Origin of the sequence: Bradyrhizobium sp. INPA03-11B (genome assembly GCF_040446015.1) — a bacterium.
GTDB classification, from domain to species: Bacteria; Pseudomonadota; Alphaproteobacteria; order Rhizobiales; family Xanthobacteraceae; genus Bradyrhizobium; species Bradyrhizobium macuxiense_A.
Genome location: NZ_JASGSR010000012.1, coordinates 74,407 through 93,530, shown reverse-complemented (window position 1 = coordinate 93,530; position 19,124 = coordinate 74,407). Strand labels below are relative to the sequence as shown.

Genomic DNA, 19,124 nt, shown 5'->3' with positions numbered 1-19,124 from the left:
CATCCGTGAACGCGTGATTAGCGCGCACCAAACCAAATGGAAACCCCAATGAGTGGCATCTTCGATCTCACCGGCCGCGTCGCTGTCATCACCGGCGGCAATGGCGGCATTGGCCTTGGCATCGCGCAGGCGTTGAACGCCGCCGGCTGCAACGTCGCGATCTGGGGCCGCAACGCGGAAAAAAACGCCAACGCCGCGGCCTCGATGAAGGCCGGGCCCGGCAAGGTCGCGACGCAATTCTGCGACGTCAGCGATCCCGGCTCGGTCAAGACCGCGATGAAGGCGACGCTCGACACCTTCGGCCGCGTCGACGGCTGCTTCGCCAATGCCGGCATCGGCGGCGGCGGACGCCGCTCCTTCATCGACCGCACCGAGGAGGAATGGCGCAAGATGTTCGCGACCAATCTCGACGGCGTCTTTCACGTATTCCAGGCTGCGGCACGCCACATGACCGAGCGCTCCGAGGCCGGCGACAAGTTCGGCCGGCTGGTCGCAACCTCGAGCCTCGCCTCGCTGTTCGGCACCGCGCGCAACGAGCACTATGCCGGCACCAAGGCCGCGCTGAACGCGCTGTGCCGCGCACTCGGCGTCGAGCTGGCCCGCCACGGCGTCACCGCGAACGCGATCCTGCCCGGCTGGATCAAGAGCGACATGACCGCCGGCATCATGGCCAACGACAAGTTCGTCGCCAACGTGATGCCGCGCATCCCGGTGCGCCGCTTCGGCGAACCGAGCGACTTCGGCGGCATCGCCGTCTACCTCATGAGCAAGGCGTCGTCCTATCATACGGCGGATTGCTTCGTGATCGACGGCGGGTACACGGCGTTCTGATCTTTTGCGGCCGCATCTCCAACTGTCGTCCCGGCGAAAGCCGGGAGCCATAACCACAGGGTTGAGTTGTTGAAGCACGCTGCGGCCCCAGCGTCGCGCAACAATGAGCATTTGGGGTTATGGGTCCCGGCCTTCGCCGGGACGACACTGCATTTGTTGCACAGGCTGCGAAACATACATCCGCATCCTCGTGGCGCTGGTGCGTCCGAGTCTTGCGTTTGCCCGACCTCATCTTGAGCCGGGTGCCGCGCGACGCAGCGTCGCTTCCGTCGCGACAAAACTGCTGCTAAGCGTTCCGGCTGCAAGGGCGCAACAAGGCAGCTTTCGTAACCAAGAGGGAGGATATTTCAGATGTTTTCACACGTGATGGTTGGCACCAACGATCTGGACAAGGCCAAGGCGTTCTATGATGCGCTGCTCGGCACGCTCGATGTCCGGCCGGCCCGGGTCGACGGACACCGCATTATGTACCTCACCAAGGCCGGCATTTTCATGGTTTCCAAGCCGATCGACGGCGAACCGGCGACGCACGCCAATGGCGGCACGATCGGCTTTGCCTGCTCTTCGCCGGAGCAGGTCGAGGCCTGGCACGCGGCCGGCATCGCCAATGGCGGCAAGCCTATCGAGGATCCGCCGGGCGTGCGCGAAGGAGGCGGCATCAAGCTCTACCTCGCTTACTTGCGCGACCTCGACGGCAACAAGATCTGTGCAATGCATCGGATGGTCTGACGATCCGGCACGCATCGTGCGCGGCGGCGTTCAAACAACGTTTGAAACGCCGCCGCTAAATTCCGCGATGCGGTAGAGATCCTGCGAAAATCGGTGCTCGCGCTTCGCGCCGCACGCGTCTATTGTCCGCCGCGAAACGCGCCTTCGCGAGGGAGAAAAGACAATGAAGCATGCCTATGTGCCGCGCACCACGAACTACACACTCAATCCGGGCGACGAGCTCAACGACCTCCGGATGTCGGACAAGGTCCGCCCGCTCTACGACCATGTGAAGCAGTTCATCCGCGACACCGTCGACCCGATGTCGGTCGAGTTCTATCGCGCCGGCGAGAAGAAGACCAACCGCTGGAGCTTCACCGACGAGCAGCTCGCGATCCTGCAGAAGGCCAAGGACAAGGCCAAGGAAGTCGGCCTCTGGAACTTCTTCCTGCCCGACGCCGAGACCGGCGAAGGCCTCAACAACCTCGACTACGCCTATATCGCCGCCGAGCTCGGCAAGAGCCCGCTGGCCTCCGAGACGATGAACTGCTCGGCGCCCGACACCGGCAACATGGAGGTGCTGGAGCGCGTCGGCACCAAGGCGCAGAAGGAAAAATGGCTGAAGCCGCTGCTCAACGGCGAGATCCGCTCGGCCTATGCGATGACCGAGCCGAACGTCGCCTCCTCCGACGCCAAGAACATCTCGACCACCGCCAAGCTGGTCGGCGACGAGTGGGTGATCAACGGCGAGAAGTATTACATCTCCGGTGCCGGCGATCCGCGCTGCAAGATCATGATCGTGATGGTGAAGACCAATCCGGACGCCGCGCCGAGCAAGCAGCAGTCGCAGATCCTGGTACCGATCGACACCCCCGGCGTCGAGATCCTCGGCCCGATGCACGTGTTCGGCCATGACCATGCGCCGCGTGGCCACATGCATCTGCGCTTCAACAATTGCAAGGTGCCGAAGGAGAACATGCTGCTCGGCGAAGGCCGCGGCTTCGAGATCTCGCAGGTCCGGCTCGGCCCCGGCCGCATCCATCACTGCATGCGCACCATCGGCAAGGCCGAGAAGGCGCTCGATATGATGGTGCAGCGTGGTTTGACCCGCGAAGCGTTCGGCAAGAAGATCGCCCATCTCGGCGGCAACATGCAGATCATCGCCCAAGCCCGCTGCGAGATCGAGGCAATGCGCCTGATGGTGCTGAAGGCCGCCAAGGCGATGGACGTGCTCGGCAACAAGGAAGCCCGCGTCTGGGTTTCGATGGTCAAGGCCATGGTGCCCGAGCGCGCCTGCAAGGTGATCGACCAGGCGATCCAGATGCACGGCGCCACCGGCATCTCGCAGTGGTCGCCGCTCGGCGAAATGTACCAGGACGTCCGCCATCTCCGCTTCGCCGACGGTCCGGACGAGGTGCACTGGATGGTGGTCGGCCGCCACGAACTGAGCATGCCGTAACCTATCTTCCCCTTCTCCCCGCTTGCGGGGTCGAGACGAGCGAAGCTCGCTCTTGGAAGGTCGGGATGAGGGGGAGTCTCCACAAGGACGGTGAAAAACGCACTCGCGGAGACTCCCCCCATATCGCATCTAACGATGCGATATGACCTCTCCCCGCAAGCGGGGCGAGGTAAGAAAGCAAGAGCAGGTCTGCAAGGCGGGTTCGCGCAAGCGTAGCCCGCCTTTTGCTTTTCGAACTGCCGGCGCCGGGTTACGCTTCGTTCACCCGCTCACCGAAATTCCGGACGGCCCCATGGAATATGCCGCAAGCGACCTCAGCCAGCGCGAACGCTACAAGGTGCTGACCTCCTTCGTGCTGCCGCGGCCGATCGCCTGGGTGACGAGCACGAGCGCGGACGGCGTAGTCAATGCGGCACCGTTCTCGTTCTTCAACGTGTTCTGCGAGGACCCGCCGCTCTGCATGTTCGCGGTCAACCGACGGCCTGACGGCCGCGAAAAGGACACGCTGGCCAACATCCAGCGCCTCGGTGAATTCGTGGTCAATCTCACCGACGAGCCGCTAGCGCGCGCGATGCACGAGACGTCGGGCGACTTCCCGCCCGAGATCGGCGAGCCCGATTATCTCGGTTTGAAGCTTGCGCCCTCGCGCAAGATCGCGGTACCCAGGCTCGCGGACGCGCCATTCGCGATGGAGTGCAGGACCTGGAAGCTGATCGACGTCAATGGCGACCGGCAGCTGATCATGGGCGAAGGCATCCATTTCCACATCCGCGACGAATTGTGGGACCGTGAGGCGATGCGCGTTCATATGGAGCGCTATCACCCGATCGGCCGTATGTTCGCCGATCGCTACTGTCGCACCGACGACCGCGTGGTGTTTCCCGCGGCTGAAGGCGCGAAGCAAAAATAACGAGGACCAGACAATGAGTGAAGCATTCCGCGACAACGCCGCGCAGAGCCGGTTCGAGCTCGCCGTCGACGGCCACACCGCCTTCGTGGTCTACCGCAAGACGCCGGACACGATCACGCTGGTACACACCGAGGTGCCGCCGGAGCTCGGCGGCCGTGGCATCGGCTCAAAACTCGCCCGCGCCACGCTCGACGCCGTGCGCGCGCAGAAGATCAAGCTCGTCGTGACGTGCGAGTTCATCCAGGGCTTCATGAAGAAGCACCCGGAGTATGATGATTTACTGGCATGATGCATGGTGAGGAGCGCGGAACGCGTTCCTCATGACGGATCTATCATCGTCATTGCGAGCGAAGCGACTTGTCCGCCGAAGCCTCGGCGAAGGCGGAAGCAATCCATCGCGCCGCATACGCGGAAGCATGCATTGTTTCGTCGCTTCGCTCCTCGCAATGACGACGGTGAAAGCTTCAGAACCTCTCAGGATGACGGGTCAAATTGATCGCGCAGACTACGACGCCGCCGGCTCGCCGATCTTGTCCTGCGTCTTGGTCTCGAAATCGATGGCGTCGTGGCGCTCGTGCAGCTGGCTCGACGGCTCGCCCCAGGTGCGGTTGACCATGCGGCCGCGCTTCACCGCGGGCCGTGCCGCGATCGCGTCGGTCCAGCGCTGCACGTTCTTGTAGTCCTGCACCGAGAGGAATTCGCCGCCACCGTAGAGCAGGCCCTTGGCCAAGCTGCCGTACCACGGCCACACCGCCATGTCGGCGATCGTATAGACGTCGCCCGCGAGATACTCGTTGTCGGCGAGCCGGCGATCGAGCACGTCGAGCTGGCGCTTCACCTCCATCGCAAAGCGATCGATGGCATATTCGATCTTGGTCGGCGCATAGGCGTAGAAGTGCCCGAAGCCGCCGCCGAGATACGGCGCAGCGCCCATCTGCCAGAACAGCCAGGAGAAGGTTTCGGCACGGGTCTTGACGTCGGTCGGCAGGAACGCGCCGAATTTTTCGGCGAGGTAAACCAGGATCGAGCCCGACTCGAACACTCTGATCGGCTCCTTGCCGCTGCGGTCCATCAGCGCCGGGATCTTCGAATTCGGATTGACCGCGACAAAGCCGCTGCCGAACTGGTTGCCGTCGATCTTGATCAGCCAGGCGTCGTACTCAGCGCCCTTGTGGCCCGCCGCGAGCAGCTCTTCCAGCATCACGGTGACCTTCACGCCGTTCGGCGTCGCCAGCGAATAGAGTTGCAGCGGATGACGGCCGACCGGCAATTCCTTGTCATGGGTCGGGCCGGCGATCGGCCGGTTGATGCTGGCGAAGCGCCCGCCGCTCTCCTTGTTCCAGGTCCAGACTTTCGGCGGCTCGTAGGCAGAGGTGTCGTCAGTCACGTCGTTGGCTCCCGGGTTTTACGTTTTTCCATGGCGCGGCAACCGCCGTGCCGATCCGCATATCCGCACTAGATGGTGGGCACACTACGCTTTGCCCACCCCGCTGGATCGCATTTTCTATCCAGCGGAATGCGCTGCAAGCGAAGCTGCCAAGCAGCGCCTGCACGCAAGATCGCCGCGGCCGAAACCCGCTTGGCTTCGCGGACCGTGATGCGCTAGCGTTGCAGGGGCTGATGCCAACAAGCACAAGAATCGGCCGGCGGGAGAAAACCAACCCATGAAATCACCGATCTGCGACATGCTGGGGATCGAATTCCCCCTGCTCGCTTTCAGCCATTGCCGCGACGTGGTGGCGGCGGTCAGCCGCGCCGGCGGCTTCGGCGTGCTCGGCGCGACCGCGCATTCGCCGGAGACGCTGGAGCAGGAGCTGAAATGGATCGACGCGCATGTCGACGGCAAGCCCTATGGCATCGACGTGCTGATCCCGGAAAACATCTCGACTGCCGGCGAGAAGAACGTCACCTGGAAGAGCCTTGAGGCGCGCGTCTCGCAGGAGCATCGCGACTTCACCCGCAATCTCTTGAAGAAGTACGACATCGAGCTGACCAGCCGGAATGTCGCCGACAACCAGCCACAGCCGTTCGATGCCGAAACCGCGCTGCAACTGCTGGAAGTCTCGTTCCGCCATCCGATCCGGTTGATCGCCAACGCGCTCGGCGTGCCGCCGAAGGCGATGATCGAGATGGGCCGCCAGCACGGCGTGCCGGTGGCGGCGCTGGTCGGCTCCAAGGAACACGCTCTGCGCCAGGTCGCGGCCGGCGTCGACATCCTGGTCGCGCAGGGCACCGAGGCCGGCGGCCATTGCGGCGAGGTCTCGACCATGGTGCTGGTGCCCGAGGTGATCAAGGCGGTCAAGAAAATCCGCGACGTGCCGGTGCTCGCCGCCGGCGGCATCATGACCGGCAGCCAGATGGCGGCGTGCATGGCGATGGGCGCGGCCGGCGCCTGGACCGGCTCGGTGTGGCTTGCCACCGTGGAATCGGAGACCTCGGAAATCTTCCGCGAGAAGATGATCGCAGCCTCCTCGCGCGACGCGATCCGCTCCAAGGGCCGCACCGGCAAGCCCGCGCGGCAATTGCGCTCAGTATGGACCGACGCCTGGGACCGCTCGCCCGACAGCCCCGGCGCGCTGCCGATGCCGCTGCAAAGCATCATCAGCCGCGACGCCTTCAACGCCATCGACCGCGCCGCCGCGGCCGGCAACGAGAAGGCGCGCGATCTCGTCAGCTATTTTGTGGGCCAGGGTGTCGGCCTGGTCGACAGCGTCAAGTCCGCGGGCGCCGTGGTGCAGGAGTTCAAGGAAGAATTCGTCGAGGCCGTCGAGCACATGAACGCGCTGGTGGCGGAGTAGTACGCCCACCGTCGTCATTGCGAGGAGCGAAGCGACGAAGCAATCCATCTATCCCCGAGTCGAGAAATGGATTGCTTCGCTTCGCTCGCAATGACGCCCAGAACAAACATCGAGTCCAATACCGCAGAGTGAACCAACAAGAATGTCGAACAGTATCCCCGAAGACCGCATTCCCGTCATCGTCGGCGTCGGCGAGATCGTCGATCGTCCGAAGGACATCGCCGCCGGCCTCGAGCCGCTCACCTTGCTGGAGGAGGCGCTGAAGCGCGCCGAGGCGGACAGCGGAGCAAAGCTGCTCGCCGACGTGCAGTCGCTCGATATCGTCAACTTCCTGAGCTGGCGCTACCGCGATCCCGAGAAGCAGCTGGCGCAGCGGCTCGGCATTGCGCCCGCGCATCTCTATTACGGTCCGGTCGGCGGCGAGAGCCCGATCCGCTATCTGCACGAGGCGGCGCAGCGCATCGCACGCGGCGAATGCAGCGTTGCCGCGGTGTGCGGAGCGGAGGCGCAGTCGACCGCGACCAAGGCGCAGCGCGCCGGCGTCGAATTGCCGTGGACGCCGTTCGCGCATGACGTCGAGGAGCCGAAGCGCGGCGCCGCATTCCAGAAGCCGATGGCGGTGACGCTCGGCGTGTTCAGGCCGATCACGGTCTATCCGCTCTATGAGTCCGCAACCTCGGCGCATTGGGGCCAGACCCCGCGCGAGGCGCTGAAGGAATCCGGCGACCTGTGGTCGACCTACGCGCGCGTTGCCGTCGACAATCCGAACTCCTGGCTGAAGAAGAAGTTCACCGGCGACGAGATCACCACCGCGACGCCCGACAACCGGATGATCGCCTGGCCGTATACAAAACTGATGGTGGCGAACCCGACGGTGAACATGGGCGGCGCGCTGATCCTGACCAGCCTCGCCAAGGCGCGCGCGGCCGGCGTACCGGAGGAGAAGCTGATCTATCCGCTCGGCGGCGCCTCCGCAGAAGAGCCGCGCGACTATCTGACCCGCGACCAGTTCGTCGAAAGCCACGCGCAGACCGCGGTGCTGAAGGCGGTGATGGATCTAGTCGGCGGCGACGGCAAAAAGTTCGACGCGATCGAGCTCTATAGCTGCTTCCCCTGCGTGCCGAAGATGGCGCGCCGGACGCTCGGCCTGGGCGCCGACGTGCAGCCGACCGTGACCGGTGGCCTGACGTTCTTCGGCGCGCCGCTCAACACCTACATGACGCATTCGGCCTGCGCGATGGTGCGCAAGCTGCGCAGCGGCGGCACGCTCGGCCTGCTCTACGGCCAGGGCGGCTTCGTCACCAAGCATCACGGCCTCGTGCTGTCGCGCGCGGCGCCGACAACGGCGCTCAAGCAGGAGACCTCCGTACAGGCGGCGGCCGACCGCAACAGGCGCGATGTGCCCGAGTTCACCGACAAGGCCGGTGGCAAGGGCAAGATCGAGGCCTTCACCGTGATCTACCGCGCCAATGGCGAGGTCGAGCACGGCGTCACCATGCTGCGCACCGAGGATGGCTGCCGTACGCTCGGCCGCATCCCGGCAAGCGACACGGCGACACTGGCGTATCTGCAGAACCTCGACCGTACGCCGGTCGGCAGCACCGGCAACATCGTCACCGCCGCCGACGGCATGCTGGAATGGCGGGTGGGATAGGTCTCTAAGCTCCCTCGCCCCGCCCTTGCGGGGAGAGGGTTGGGGTGAGGGGCCGCTTCCGCGAGTTCTGTACGCCGAGAGACCTGTACCCCCTCACCCGGATCGCATCTACCGATGCGATCCGACCTCTCCCCGCAAGCGGGGCGAGGTAAGAAAGGACGCCCTACCCCTTCACGTCCTGCTTTTCGGACGCCGTCGTCGGCTTGCCCTTGGTGGCGCCGGCGCCGGTGACGCGGACATGGTCGCCGTCGGCGAGACCGTCCGGCGGGGCGGTGATGATGCGGTCGTCGGGTGCGAGGCCTGAGGCGAGCTCGATCTCCTTGCCGAGGTCGCGGCCGATCTTCACGGTCTTGAACAAAACCTTGTCGTCCGGGGTCACGGTCGCGACCCGCAGGCCGTTGCCGTTGAAGATCAGCGCGCTGGCGGGAATGCTGAGCGGCGTTGCGTCGCGCTGCAGGTTCAGCTTCACGCTGGCATAGCTGCCCGGCATCAATTCGCCGGAGGAGTTGTCGAGCCCGAGCTGCATCCGCGTCGTGCCGGAGGCGACATCGACCGCCTGCGAGGAGGCTTCCACCGTCGCCTGGAAGCTGCGGTTCGGGTAATCCGGCAGCGACAGCGTGGCCTTGGCGCCGATCTTGATCGCCGGAACGTAGTTCTGCGGCACGTTGACATAGACACGCAGCTTGGTGATGTCGGAGACCGTGAACATCGCCGGACCCGAGTTGCCGCCGGCATTGATCAGCGCGCCGACGTCGGTGTCGCGCGAGGTCACCACACCGTCGAACGGTGCCGTGATCTTCTTGTAACCGGCGAGCGCTTCCAGCCGCTCGACATTGGCCTGGCCGGCCTTGACCGCGCCGTTCTTGTTGGAGAGGTCGGCGGTGCGCTCGTCGATCTCCTGCGCCGAGACGAAGTTCGAGGCCACCAGCGTCTTGCGCCGGGCGAGCGTCGCCTCGGAGAGCTTGGCCGAGGCCTGGGCGCTGGCGAGATCGGCGCGCGCCTGCAGCAATTGCTGGTCGAGGTCGGGCGCCTCGATCTCGGCGATCACCTGGCCGGCCTTGACACGGGCGCCGATGTCGGCGTCCCAGTTCTTCAGATAGCCGGACACCCGGGCATAGATCGGCGCGCGGGAATAGGCCTCGAGCCGGCCCGGCAGATCGATCGTGGGGCTCAGCGCCTTGGCGTTGGGCAGCGCCACCGCGACGGTCGGAATGGCCTGGTCGTCGGTCCATTCCTTCAGCCGGTTGTCCTGCTCCTCGCGGGCACGGATGCCGGTGCCGACGATCAGCCCCGCGCCGACCAATGCAACCACGCCGAATATGCCCAATCTCCGGCCGGACACCGGTGGGCGCTGTTCAGTGGGCTGCATGCGGAATCTCCGATGAGGCGGCGGCTTTGGCGCCTTGCTTCTTGTGTACCATACTGAATACCACGGGAACAAACATCAGGGTCGCGAAGGTGGCGAAGATCAGGCCGCCGATCACGGCCCGGCCGAGCGGCGCGTTCTGCTCGCCGCCCTCGCCGAGCCCCAGCGCCATCGGCGCCATGCCGATGATCATGGCGAGCGCGGTCATCAGCACCGGACGGAACCGGACGAAGCCGGCCTCCAGCGCCGCCGCGACGGGATCGCCGAGCTCCTCATAGCGCTCGCGGGCGAAGCTGATCACCAGCACGCTGTTGGCGGTCGCGACGCCCATGCACATGATGGCGCCGGTGAGCGCCGGAACCGACAGCGTGGTCTGGGTCGTGAACAGCATCCAGACGATCCCGGCAAGCGCCGCCGGCAGCGCCGTGATGATCACGAACGGATCCGACCAGGACTGGAAGTTCACCACGATCAGGAAGTAGATCAAGACGACCGCGCCAAGCAGGCCGAACAACAGGCCGGTGAAGGCCGAGTTCATGGTCTGGACCTGGCCGAGCAGCACCACGGACGAGCCCTTCGGCACCTCCTTGGCGGTGTCTGATATCAGCTGGCGCACATCGGTCGCGACGCCGCCGAGATCGCGGCCCTGCGTCGTGGCGTAGATCTGCACCAGCGACTGGATGTCGTATTGCGAGACCACCGCGCTCGAGGTCGCGCGCTTGATGTCGGCGATGCCGCCGAGGATCGGCGCCTGGGTGTTGCCGGTCGCGGTGATCGGCAAGGTCTGCAACGCGCTCAGCGAGTCGATCTGGTATTGCGGCGTCTGCATCACGATCGAATAGGACACGCCGTTATCGGGATTGAGAAAATAGGTCGGCGCCACCTGCGAGGAGCCGGCGAGGTTGACGACCAGCGAATTGGTGACGTCGCGCTCGGTCAGGCCGACATATTGCGCGCGGGTGCGGTCGACATCGATGTTGAAGGTCGGATTGTTCGGCGACTGCTGGATCCGCGCATCGGCGATGCCGGGAATGCGCTTGATCTTCGCCAGCAGCCTGTTGGCATAGGCGTAGTTGGCCTCGAGATTGGCCCCGCGGATCTGCAAATCGATCGGCGCCGGCGCGCCGAAGTTCAGGATCTGGCTGACGATGTCGGCCGGCAGGAAGGAGAAGCTGGTGCCCGGGAACAGCCGCGGCAACTGCTCACGCAGCGCGCGCACATGCTCCTCGGTCGGCTTGTGACCTTCCCTGAGCTTGATCTGGATGTCGGCATCCTGCGGGCCGATCACGCCGGTGTTGTTGTAGGTCAAATTGATGCTGGAGATCGGCATGCCGATGTTGTCGGTCATGGTCTCGATCTCGCCCGGGATCAATTTGCGGATCGCCTTCTGGACATCCGCCATCTGGTTGGCGGTCTCCTCGACGCGGGTGCCGACCTGGGTGCGGACATGCATCAGGATGTTGCCGGCATCGACCGACGGGAAGAAGTTGCGGCCGAGGAACGGCACCAGCAGGAACGACGCGGCGACCACGGCGAGGAAGCCGCCGACGAACACCTTGCGGTGGCCGAGCGCCATCGCAAGCAGGCCATGGTAGCCGCCGCGGATGCGCTCGAACCGCGCTTCGAAGCCGCGCTGGAACCAGACGAAAGGATTGCGCGACTTCGGCGGCGCGCCCTCGTGATGGACATGCGCCTGCAACAGATAGTTCGCCATCGTCGGCACCAAAGTGCGCGACAGGATGAACGACCAGATCATCGCGAACATGACAGCTTCGGCCATCGGCACAAACAGGAAGCGCGCGACGCCGGTGAGGAAGAACATCGGCACGAACACGATGCAGATACAGAGCAGCGAGACGAAGGCCGGCGTCACGATCTGGTTGGCGCCGTCGAGGATCGATTGTTCGACCGGCTTGCCCTGCTCGAGATGGTAATTGATGTTCTCGATCGTCACCGTGGCGTCGTCGACCAGGATGCCGACCGCGAGCGCAAGGCCGCCGAGCGTCATGATGTTGAGCGTCTCGCCGATCAGGGACAGCATGATGATGGCGCCCAGCACCGACAGCGGGATCGACACCGCGATGATCACGGTCGAGCGCCAGCTGCCGAGGAACAGCAGGATCATCACGCTGGTCAGCAGCGCCGCGATCACACCCTCGAAGGCGACACCGGTAATTGCACCGCGGACGAACACCGACTGGTCGCCGACGAAGCCGATCTTGAGCGCGTCCGGCATCTGGTCCTTGACGTCGATCACCTTCTGCTTGATGCCGGCGATGATATCGAGGGTCGACACCGCACCGGCCTTCAGCACCATCATCAGCACCGAGCGGTTGCCGTCGACATGGACGATGTTGGTCTGCGGCGGGTTGCCGTCGCGGACGGTAGCGACATCGCGCACATAGACCATCGCGCCGTTAACGGTCTTGATCGGCAGGTCGCCGAGCTCCTCGATCTTGAGCGGCGAGTTGTTCAGGTTGATGGTGTATTCGAAATTGCCGATCTTCTGGGTACCGACCGGCGTGATCAGGTTCTGCGCGGCGAGCGCATTGGCGACGTCCTGGCCCGACAGGCCGCGCGCCTGCAGCGCGGTCGAATTGAGGTCGATCTGGATCTGGCGCTGCTTGCCGCCGTACGGATAGGGGATCGCGGCGCCGGGCACCGTGACCAGCGGCGTGCGCAACTGGTTGATGCCGATGTCGGCGAGGTTCTGCTCGGTCAGGCCGTCACCCGACAGCGCGACCTGGACGATCGGGACCGTCGAGGCGCTGTAGTTGAGGATCAGCGGCGGCGTCGCGCCCGGCGGCAGCTGCTTGAGCAGGGTCTGGGCGATCGCCGTGACCTGCGCGTTGGCGGTGCGGATGTCGACGTTCGGCTGGAAGAAGATCTTGACGATGCCGATGCCGTTATAGGAGTTCGCAACGATGTGCTCGATGTCGTTGACTGTCGTGGTCAACACACGCTCGAACGGAGTTGTGATACGCCCCGACATCTGGTCGGGAGGCAGACCGGTGTACGACCAGGCCACGCCGATCACGGGGATGCGGATTTCGGGAAAGATGTCGGTCGGCGTGCGCAGCGCCGCCAGCGGTCCGATAATCAGCAGCAGGATCGCGAGCACGACGAAAGTATACGGCCGGCTCAGCGCGATACGGACCAGTGCGATCATAAAAACAGCATTCCCGAAATGAAGCCCGCCCAGGCAGAGGAATCGACAGTGCAAAAGCCGTTCCGCAGCGGCCGATTTACCTGATGCAGCGCAAAACGCCAACCCGCGGAGCCGCCGCGGCCTTCACTTCCTTGGCATAGTCCGTTGAAGCGACGCGCGCGGATCGACCGCGCCGGGTGCAGCGCCGCCGATCGCGCACGGATCATCGTCAAAAAGAGACGGCTCTGCTGCGAATGCGAGCAAGCCGAGGATGCCGTTTCGGCTGACGAGACGCTAGCGCATCGCTGCTCTGCAAAAATGCAAAACGTGGCGAGCCGGCCGGCCCACCACGCTTGTGTTTCGTTGCCCGAAACGACGCGGATCGTTCGGGCGGCGCCGGATCAGGCGGCGCGGACGGCGTTGAGGAACTTGCCGACCTCGAGCTTGAGGCGGCTGCTGTCACCCGAGAGCGACTGCGCTGCCGACAGCACCTGGGTCGATGCCGAGCCGGTCTCGTTGGCGCCGTGCTGCACGTCGGTGATATTGGCCGAGACCTGCTGGGTGCCCTGCGCCGCCTGCTGCACGTTTCGGGATATTTCCTGGGTCGCTGCGCCCTGCTCCTCGATCGCTGCGGCGATCGCGGACGAGATCTCCGACAGCCGCTCGATGGTTGAGCCGATGGCGCGGATCGCGTTCACGGAATCGTTGGTCGCGGCCTGGATGCCGGAAACCTGCTGGCCGATCTCGCCGGTCGCCTTTGCGGTCTGCTCCGCGAGCGCCTTCACCTCGGACGCAACCACGGCAAAGCCACGTCCGGCCTCGCCGGCACGCGCCGCCTCGATGGTCGCATTCAGCGCCAGCAGATTGGTCTGGCCGGCGATGGTGTTGATCAGCTCGACCACGTCGCCGATCCGGGCGGCGGCCTTCGACAGCTCCCCGACCCGGTCATTGGTGGCCCGGGCCTGGCTGACGGCATCGCCCGCCATCCGCGCGGACTCCTGCACCTGCCGACTGATCTCGTTGACCGAGGATGACAGTTCCTCTGTTGCGGACGCCACCGACTGAACGTTGGTGGTGGCTTCCTCCGAAGCGGCGGCAACGGTCGTCGCAAGATTCTGCGAGCGCTCGGCGGTCGAGGTCAGCGTGGTCGCGGACGCTTCGAGCTCGTGCGAGGCGGATGCGACGGTTTCGACGATCTCGCCGACCGCGCGCTCAAAACCATCGGCCAACTGAAGCATGTCGGTGCGGCGCTGCGCGGCGGCGCGCGCCTCCATTTCCCTCTGCTCGCGCTCCATCCGGAGCTTGGCAAGGCCGTTGTCCTTGAACACAAGCGCGGTCTTGGCGACGTCGCCGACCTCGTCGCGGCGATCGGTGCCGTGCACCGCGATGTCGTAATGGCCATCGGCAAGCTGCTGCAACATCTCGACGACGGCGCGGATCGGCTTCGCGACACCGTATTGTCCGACGACGAAGCCAAACAGCAGCCCAAGCAGGACCCCCGAAGCCGCGAGCAGGACCAGCAGCTCCGAGGTCGAGGCATATTCCTGCTCGTTGGCCTTCACGTTGTCTCTGACCCGCTGATCCTGGCGATCGGCGACGGCACGAACCTTGGCCTGCAGCTCTTCCGCTGCCGCGCGGCTCTTCATCGCGGCATCCCGCAACGTCGCGGCCGAGTGAGTGAGATCGGCGGCCCGGGCGCCATCGACCGCATCGAGCGTCTGCTTCAGCTGCGCCTGGTAGGCGGACTGCGCGGAGCGTACGCCGGCCAGCAGCGCGATGGTCTGCGGATCCTGCGTCTTGCCGATCTCAACGAGACGCTCGTCGAGCAATTTGAGCTGTTCGTCGATCACACTGCGCGCCGCGAGCCGGTTCTCGTCACGAGGGTCGAGCGCGCTGCGAAACTCGGCGCGATTGATCGCGAGCACGTTCTGGTTGGCGCGCGCCGACAGCAAGGCGCGTTCCGCGGCCCGCGCCGTGACGACGCCGCGCTCGCTCAGCGACTTCAGCGAGGAAATCCCGAGATAAGCGAGCACACCGGCGATGATCGAGAGACCGCCCACAATCGCCAGTATCTTCGTGAGAATGCGGAATCTCGCCAGAAACATCATCCGGGTGCCTCGTTTGGATTGGGAATGGAATTCGCGATTTCTGTGCGGGTGGTCGCGTCGCTTAGCGGCACGTTACTGCGCGTGGAACTACGGTTCGTTAATCATGACTTCCGTGGAACTACTGAGTGCAGCATCGATGCAAAGAAAAATGCCCGGTCTCTCGACCGGGCATCGTTCGATGATCGGAGGTCAGGTCAGCGTCAGGCCGCGCGGACGGCCTCGAGGAACTTGCCGACTTCGAGCTTGAGGCGGTTGCTGTCACCTGAGAGCGACTGTGCTGCCGACAACACCTGACTCGAAGCCGAGCCGGTTTCATTGGCGCCATGCTGCACATCGGTGATGTTGGCCGTGACCTGCTGGGTGCCTTGCGCCGCCTGCTGCACGTTGCGGGAGATTTCCTGCGTCGCTGCGCCCTGTTCCTCGACCGCGGCGGCAATGGTGGACGAGATCTCCGACAGCCGCTCGATGGTCGACGAGATCTCCTTGATCGCGCCGACCGACTCCTGGGTCGCGGTCTGGATGCCGGCGATCTGCTGGCCGATCTCGCCGGTTGCCTTGGCGGTCTGCTCGGCCAGCGCCTTCACCTCGGAGGCCACGACCGCGAAGCCGCGGCCGGCCTCACCGGCGCGCGCCGCCTCGATGGTCGCGTTCAGCGCCAAGAGATTGGTCTGCCCGGCGATGGTGTTGATCAGCTCGACGACGTCGCCGATGCGCGCGGCGGCCTTCGACAGCTCGCTGACGCGATCGTTGGTGGTGCGCGCCTGGCCGACGGCGTCGCCCGCCATCCGTGCCGATTCCTGCACCTGGCGGCTGATCTCGGTGACCGACGACGACAGCTCTTCGGTCGCCGACGCCACCGACTGCACGTTGGTCGACGCCTCCTCGGACGCCGCGGCGACCGAGGTGGTCAGTTCCTGCGAGCGCCGCGCCGTCGACGACAGCGTGCTGGCGGAAGCTTCGAGCTGGGTCGAGGCCGACGACACGGTCTGCACGATCTCGCCGATCATCTGCTCGAAATTGCGGGTGATGGTGTCGACCCGGCGGCCGCGCTCGATCTTGGCTTCGGCATCGGCAGCCGCGGCTTCATCGGCGGCCTTCTTGGCGACCAGGGCTTCCTTGAACACCTGCAGCGTATCGGCCATCGCGCCGATCTCGGTCTTCTCGCCCCGGTGCGGCACGACGGCGGTCAGATCGCCACGGCCCAGCGCCTGCATCGGGCTCACGATCGAGGCAATGCCGGCCGAGATGTCGCGAACGGTGTAGAAGCTGACGCCGACACTGATCAGGATAGCGAGGCCGAGGATCACCGCCACCATCATCAGAGCCGCGCCGTAGTTGCTGGCGGCTTCCTGGCCGGCCTTTTCAGCACCGACGTTGTTGAGCTCGATGTCCTTGTTCAGGATTTCGTCCGCTTCGAGACCGATCTTGTTGACAACCTTGGTGTTGAGCTCGTGCGCCTCATGCGGAAGCTTGCCCGCTTCCTTGCGCGAGATCGCCATCACCTCCTCGGTGCCCTTCCTGTACTTGTCCCAGGTCTCGGACCACTGCCGGTAGAGCGCCCGCTCCTCCGCGGAAGCGATCATGGGCTCATACCTCGCGCGCGCCTTTGTGTTCATCTCGACGACGCTGGCGAGCGTCTTTTCCGCCGCCAGCTTCTCTTCGAGCGTTTCCGAAAGCATGTGTTCGCGGATCACGTTGCGATAGGTGATGACCCCGGCGCGCAGCTCACCCAGCACGCGCACGCTCGGCAACCAGTTGGCCGTGATGTCAGCCGTGCTGGCGTTGATCGCCCGCATATTCCACACGGCAAGCAGGCCCATGCCAGTCAGCGCGACAAGCAGGAACGCAACCGCGGCAATGATCTTGGCGCGGATCGAGAATTTGGCGAACATCGTGGGGTCTCTTGGGTATCGGGCTCGCGAAGCCCAATCGAATGGCTGGGGGCGCGGCGGTGCGCCACAGACATCAAAGCCAGCCCCCCTCCTTAAGTAGGGTTAATTTGCGTACCCGTTGAACTACGGAGATACCCGTCATTCCCGCGACATGATGCGCAAGAGAGCATCAGGATGCGCGGGAGGCGCATCAAGGCATCAATGCCAGCGCATCCGAGAAAAACTCCGGCCCGCCGAAATTGCCCGATTTCAGGGCAAGCACCATCCCGCCCGTGCTGCCACCGACCGCGCGCAGAACCGGCACGCCTGCGGCAATTTCCGCACCAACCAGGAATCCCGGGATGCCCAGGCGATCGACCACGGCGCCAGACGTTTCACCACCGGCAACCACCAGTCTGCGCACGCCCGACTGCACCAACCCCTCCGCGAGGTCGGCCATGGCCTGCTCGATGGCATGTCCAGCCGCATCGCGGCCATGACGCGACTGAAGAGCCGCGACCTGATCCGGGGTCGAACTGCTCGCAATCAGGACCGGCCCCTTCGCAAGCCGCTCCCTGGTCCAGGCGAGCGCGCGCTGCGCCTCGTCCTTGCCCGCGATCACCCGCTCGGGGTCGAGGTGCAGGACCGGCATCACCTTCTCGGCGCTGGCGATCTGGCGCAGGGTCGCCTGCGAACAACTGCCGGCGAGGCACGCCGCCGGCCCGCCGATCGCGGCCGTGGAGATTGCATTTTCGGCAGCCGATCTGGCCTTGCCCGCGGCGACCAGCGCCCGGGCCAGTCCGAGCCCGATCCCCGACGCGCCGACCGAGAGACGGTGATCCAGCGCCACCTGCCCGATGGTCTCGAGGTCGCGGTCGAACACCGCATCGATAATGGCGGCGCCGACGCCGCTACCCGCGAGGTCGGCTAGCTTCGCCCGAACGGCCTCCACGCCGCGCGCGAGCGTCGCGAGATCGACCAGGCCGACCTTGGTCTTGCTCTGGCGCGCCAGCACGCGGACCAGGTTGGAATCATGCATCGGGTTGAGCGGATGGTCCTTCAGCGGGCTCTCGTTCAGCGGCACCGGGCCGACGAACAGATTGCCCTGGTAGACGGTGCGGCCGGTTTCCGGGAAAGCCGGCGTCACCAGCACGATGCTGTCCTTGGAGTCGGCGCGCAATGCGTCCATCACCGGACCGATATTGCCGGCGTCGGTGGAATCGAAGGTCGAGCAGATCTTGAACAGGATGTGGGAAGCGCCGCGGCCGCGCAGCCAGGCCTCCGCCGCGCGCGAGCGCGTCACGGCCAAACTCGCCTCGATCGAGCGGCTCTTCAGCGACACCACGACGGCATCGACCTCGGGCAGCGCGAGATCGTCCGCGGGCACGCCGATGGTCTGCACCGTGCGCAGGCCGGCGCGGGTCAGCGTGTTGGCGAGGTCGGAGGCGCCGGTATAGTCGTCGGCGATGCAGCCTAGTGCGAGCGTCACGATTTTGCTCCGGCATAGGGCTTGAACCAGGCGAGACCATCTGACGTCTTGCCGCGCGGATTGTATTCGCAGCCGACGAAGCCGCCATAGCCGAGCCGGTCCAGTTCGTTGAACAGGAAGGGATAATTCAGCTCCTCGCCGTCAGGCTCGTTGCGCGAGGGGATCGAGGCGATCTGGATGTGGCCGATGATCGGCATCATCTCGCGCAGCCGCACGGTGACGTCGCCATGGATGATCTGGCAGTGATAGATGTCGAATTGCAGCTTGAGGTTCGGGATACCAAGCTCATTGATGACATCGCGCGCGAAGATGAAGTCGTTGAGGAAGTAGCCGGGCACGTTGCGCGGATTGATCGGCTCGATCACGACGTCGAGGCCGTGCGGCGCGAAGAACTCGGCGGCATAGGCGACCGATTTGCGAAACGCCGCAACCGCTTTGGCATCGCTGCGATCGGCAATCCCGGCCATCAGGTGCACCCGCTTGACGCCGGTCGCCTGCGCATAGGGCAGCGCGGTGTTCAGGCTCGCTTGCAAATCGGCGAAGCGATCCGGCAGCGCAGCAAAGCCCTTCTCGCCGGCGTTCCAGTCGCCCGGCGGCAGGTTGAACAGCGCCTGCGTCAGCCCGGCGCCTTTCAGCCGCTTGCCGACCTCCTCGGCCGGATGGTCGTACGGAAACAGGAATTCGACCGCGGTGAAGCCCGCCTTCGCCGCGGCGTCGAAGCGGTCGAGGAACGGGACCTCGTTGAACATCATGGTGAGGTTGGCAGCAAAGCGGGGCATTGC

General features: G+C 65.0%; 14 protein-coding genes. 7 read left to right on the top strand and 7 right to left on the bottom strand.

Annotated features, from left to right (window positions below):
* Positions 1 to 48 precede the first annotated feature (48 nt).
* From QMZ05_RS07470 to QMZ05_RS07450, 5 genes are all read left to right on the top strand, one after another.
* Positions 49 to 831, top strand: a complete 783-nt coding sequence (locus QMZ05_RS07470) for an SDR family oxidoreductase (protein WP_050406764.1) — start codon at positions 49 to 51, stop codon at positions 829 to 831.
* A gap of 351 nt (positions 832 to 1,182) precedes the next feature.
* Positions 1,183 to 1,560 carry a VOC family protein gene (locus tag QMZ05_RS07465; protein WP_074125505.1) on the top strand — a complete coding sequence of 126 codons (378 nt, stop codon included), beginning with the start codon at positions 1,183 to 1,185 and terminating at the stop codon, positions 1,558 to 1,560.
* 163 nt (positions 1,561 to 1,723) lie between these two features.
* Positions 1,724 to 2,998: an acyl-CoA dehydrogenase family protein gene (locus tag QMZ05_RS07460; protein WP_018270539.1), complete on the top strand. Its 1,275-nt coding sequence runs from the start codon at positions 1,724 to 1,726 to the stop codon at positions 2,996 to 2,998.
* Between the two features lie 292 nt (positions 2,999 to 3,290).
* A complete protein-coding gene (locus QMZ05_RS07455) occupies positions 3,291 to 3,908 on the top strand; it encodes a flavin reductase family protein (RefSeq protein WP_353700204.1) in 618 nt (205 codons plus the stop codon).
* A gap of 13 nt (positions 3,909 to 3,921) precedes the next feature.
* The gene (locus QMZ05_RS07450) at positions 3,922 to 4,197 is read left to right on the top strand and encodes a GNAT family N-acetyltransferase (protein WP_353700203.1); all 276 of its coding nucleotides are present in this window, start codon (positions 3,922 to 3,924) and stop codon (positions 4,195 to 4,197) included.
* A 216-nt stretch (positions 4,198 to 4,413) separates the two neighbouring features.
* On the opposite strand, the gene yghU is transcribed toward QMZ05_RS07450, so the two are convergent.
* Positions 4,414 to 5,295 carry a glutathione-dependent disulfide-bond oxidoreductase gene (yghU, locus tag QMZ05_RS07445; RefSeq protein WP_353700202.1) on the bottom strand — a complete coding sequence of 294 codons (882 nt, stop codon included), beginning with the start codon at positions 5,293 to 5,295 and terminating at the stop codon, positions 4,414 to 4,416.
* A 277-nt stretch (positions 5,296 to 5,572) separates the two neighbouring features.
* Between yghU and QMZ05_RS07440 the strand changes: the two genes are divergently transcribed.
* Together QMZ05_RS07440 and QMZ05_RS07435 are read left to right on the top strand one after the other, a co-directional pair.
* Complete coding sequence (locus tag QMZ05_RS07440; protein WP_353700201.1) at positions 5,573 to 6,706, top strand: nitronate monooxygenase; 1,134 nt, start codon at positions 5,573 to 5,575, stop codon at positions 6,704 to 6,706.
* A 142-nt stretch (positions 6,707 to 6,848) separates the two neighbouring features.
* Positions 6,849 to 8,360 (top strand): acetyl-CoA acetyltransferase, encoded by a 1,512-nt coding sequence (locus QMZ05_RS07435; RefSeq protein WP_353700200.1) that lies wholly within the window; start codon positions 6,849 to 6,851, stop codon positions 8,358 to 8,360.
* 163 nt (positions 8,361 to 8,523) lie between these two features.
* On the opposite strand, the gene QMZ05_RS07430 is transcribed toward QMZ05_RS07435, so the two are convergent.
* From QMZ05_RS07430 to otnI, 6 genes are all read right to left on the bottom strand, one after another.
* Positions 8,524 to 9,729: an efflux RND transporter periplasmic adaptor subunit gene (locus tag QMZ05_RS07430; protein ID WP_279705062.1), complete on the bottom strand. Its 1,206-nt coding sequence runs from the start codon at positions 9,727 to 9,729 to the stop codon at positions 8,524 to 8,526.
* The gene (locus QMZ05_RS07425; protein ID WP_353700199.1) at positions 9,716 to 12,895 is read right to left on the bottom strand and encodes an efflux RND transporter permease subunit; all 3,180 of its coding nucleotides are present in this window, start codon (positions 12,893 to 12,895) and stop codon (positions 9,716 to 9,718) included. The genes QMZ05_RS07430 and QMZ05_RS07425 overlap by 14 nt, the downstream gene beginning before the upstream one ends.
* A gap of 380 nt (positions 12,896 to 13,275) precedes the next feature.
* Positions 13,276 to 14,982, bottom strand: a complete 1,707-nt coding sequence (locus QMZ05_RS07420; RefSeq protein ID WP_353700198.1) for a HAMP domain-containing methyl-accepting chemotaxis protein — start codon at positions 14,980 to 14,982, stop codon at positions 13,276 to 13,278.
* 200 nt (positions 14,983 to 15,182) lie between these two features.
* On the bottom strand, positions 15,183 to 16,874 hold the full coding sequence (locus QMZ05_RS07415) for a methyl-accepting chemotaxis protein (protein ID WP_353700197.1): 1,692 nt from the start codon (positions 16,872 to 16,874) through the stop codon (positions 15,183 to 15,185).
* A 190-nt stretch (positions 16,875 to 17,064) separates the two neighbouring features.
* Positions 17,065 to 18,342, bottom strand: a complete 1,278-nt coding sequence (gene otnK / locus QMZ05_RS07410) for a 3-oxo-tetronate kinase (protein ID WP_353700196.1) — start codon at positions 18,340 to 18,342, stop codon at positions 17,065 to 17,067.
* On the bottom strand, positions 18,339 to 19,121 hold the full coding sequence (gene otnI / locus QMZ05_RS07405) for a 2-oxo-tetronate isomerase (RefSeq protein WP_353700195.1): 783 nt from the start codon (positions 19,119 to 19,121) through the stop codon (positions 18,339 to 18,341). The genes otnK and otnI overlap by 4 nt, the downstream gene beginning before the upstream one ends.
* Positions 19,122 to 19,124: the final 3 nt, after the last annotated feature.

Coding starts and splice junctions, on each gene's coding strand:
- QMZ05_RS07425 (WP_353700199.1), bottom strand. CDS start 12,895: ATGATCGCACTGGTCCGTATCGCGCTGAGCCGGCCGTATACTTTCGTC.
- QMZ05_RS07420 (WP_353700198.1), bottom strand. CDS start 14,982: ATGATGTTTCTGGCGAGATTCCGCATTCTCACGAAGATACTGGCGATT.
- QMZ05_RS07430 (WP_279705062.1), bottom strand. CDS start 9,729: ATGCAGCCCACTGAACAGCGCCCACCGGTGTCCGGCCGGAGATTGGGC.
- QMZ05_RS07460 (WP_018270539.1), top strand. CDS start 1,724: ATGAAGCATGCCTATGTGCCGCGCACCACGAACTACACACTCAATCCG.
- QMZ05_RS07435 (WP_353700200.1), top strand. CDS start 6,849: ATGTCGAACAGTATCCCCGAAGACCGCATTCCCGTCATCGTCGGCGTC.
- QMZ05_RS07440 (WP_353700201.1), top strand. CDS start 5,573: ATGAAATCACCGATCTGCGACATGCTGGGGATCGAATTCCCCCTGCTC.
- otnI (WP_353700195.1), bottom strand. CDS start 19,121: ATGCCCCGCTTTGCTGCCAACCTCACCATGATGTTCAACGAGGTCCCG.
- QMZ05_RS07465 (WP_074125505.1), top strand. CDS start 1,183: ATGTTTTCACACGTGATGGTTGGCACCAACGATCTGGACAAGGCCAAG.
- QMZ05_RS07455 (WP_353700204.1), top strand. CDS start 3,291: ATGGAATATGCCGCAAGCGACCTCAGCCAGCGCGAACGCTACAAGGTG.
- QMZ05_RS07450 (WP_353700203.1), top strand. CDS start 3,922: ATGAGTGAAGCATTCCGCGACAACGCCGCGCAGAGCCGGTTCGAGCTC.
- QMZ05_RS07470 (WP_050406764.1), top strand. CDS start 49: ATGAGTGGCATCTTCGATCTCACCGGCCGCGTCGCTGTCATCACCGGC.
- QMZ05_RS07415 (WP_353700197.1), bottom strand. CDS start 16,874: ATGTTCGCCAAATTCTCGATCCGCGCCAAGATCATTGCCGCGGTTGCG.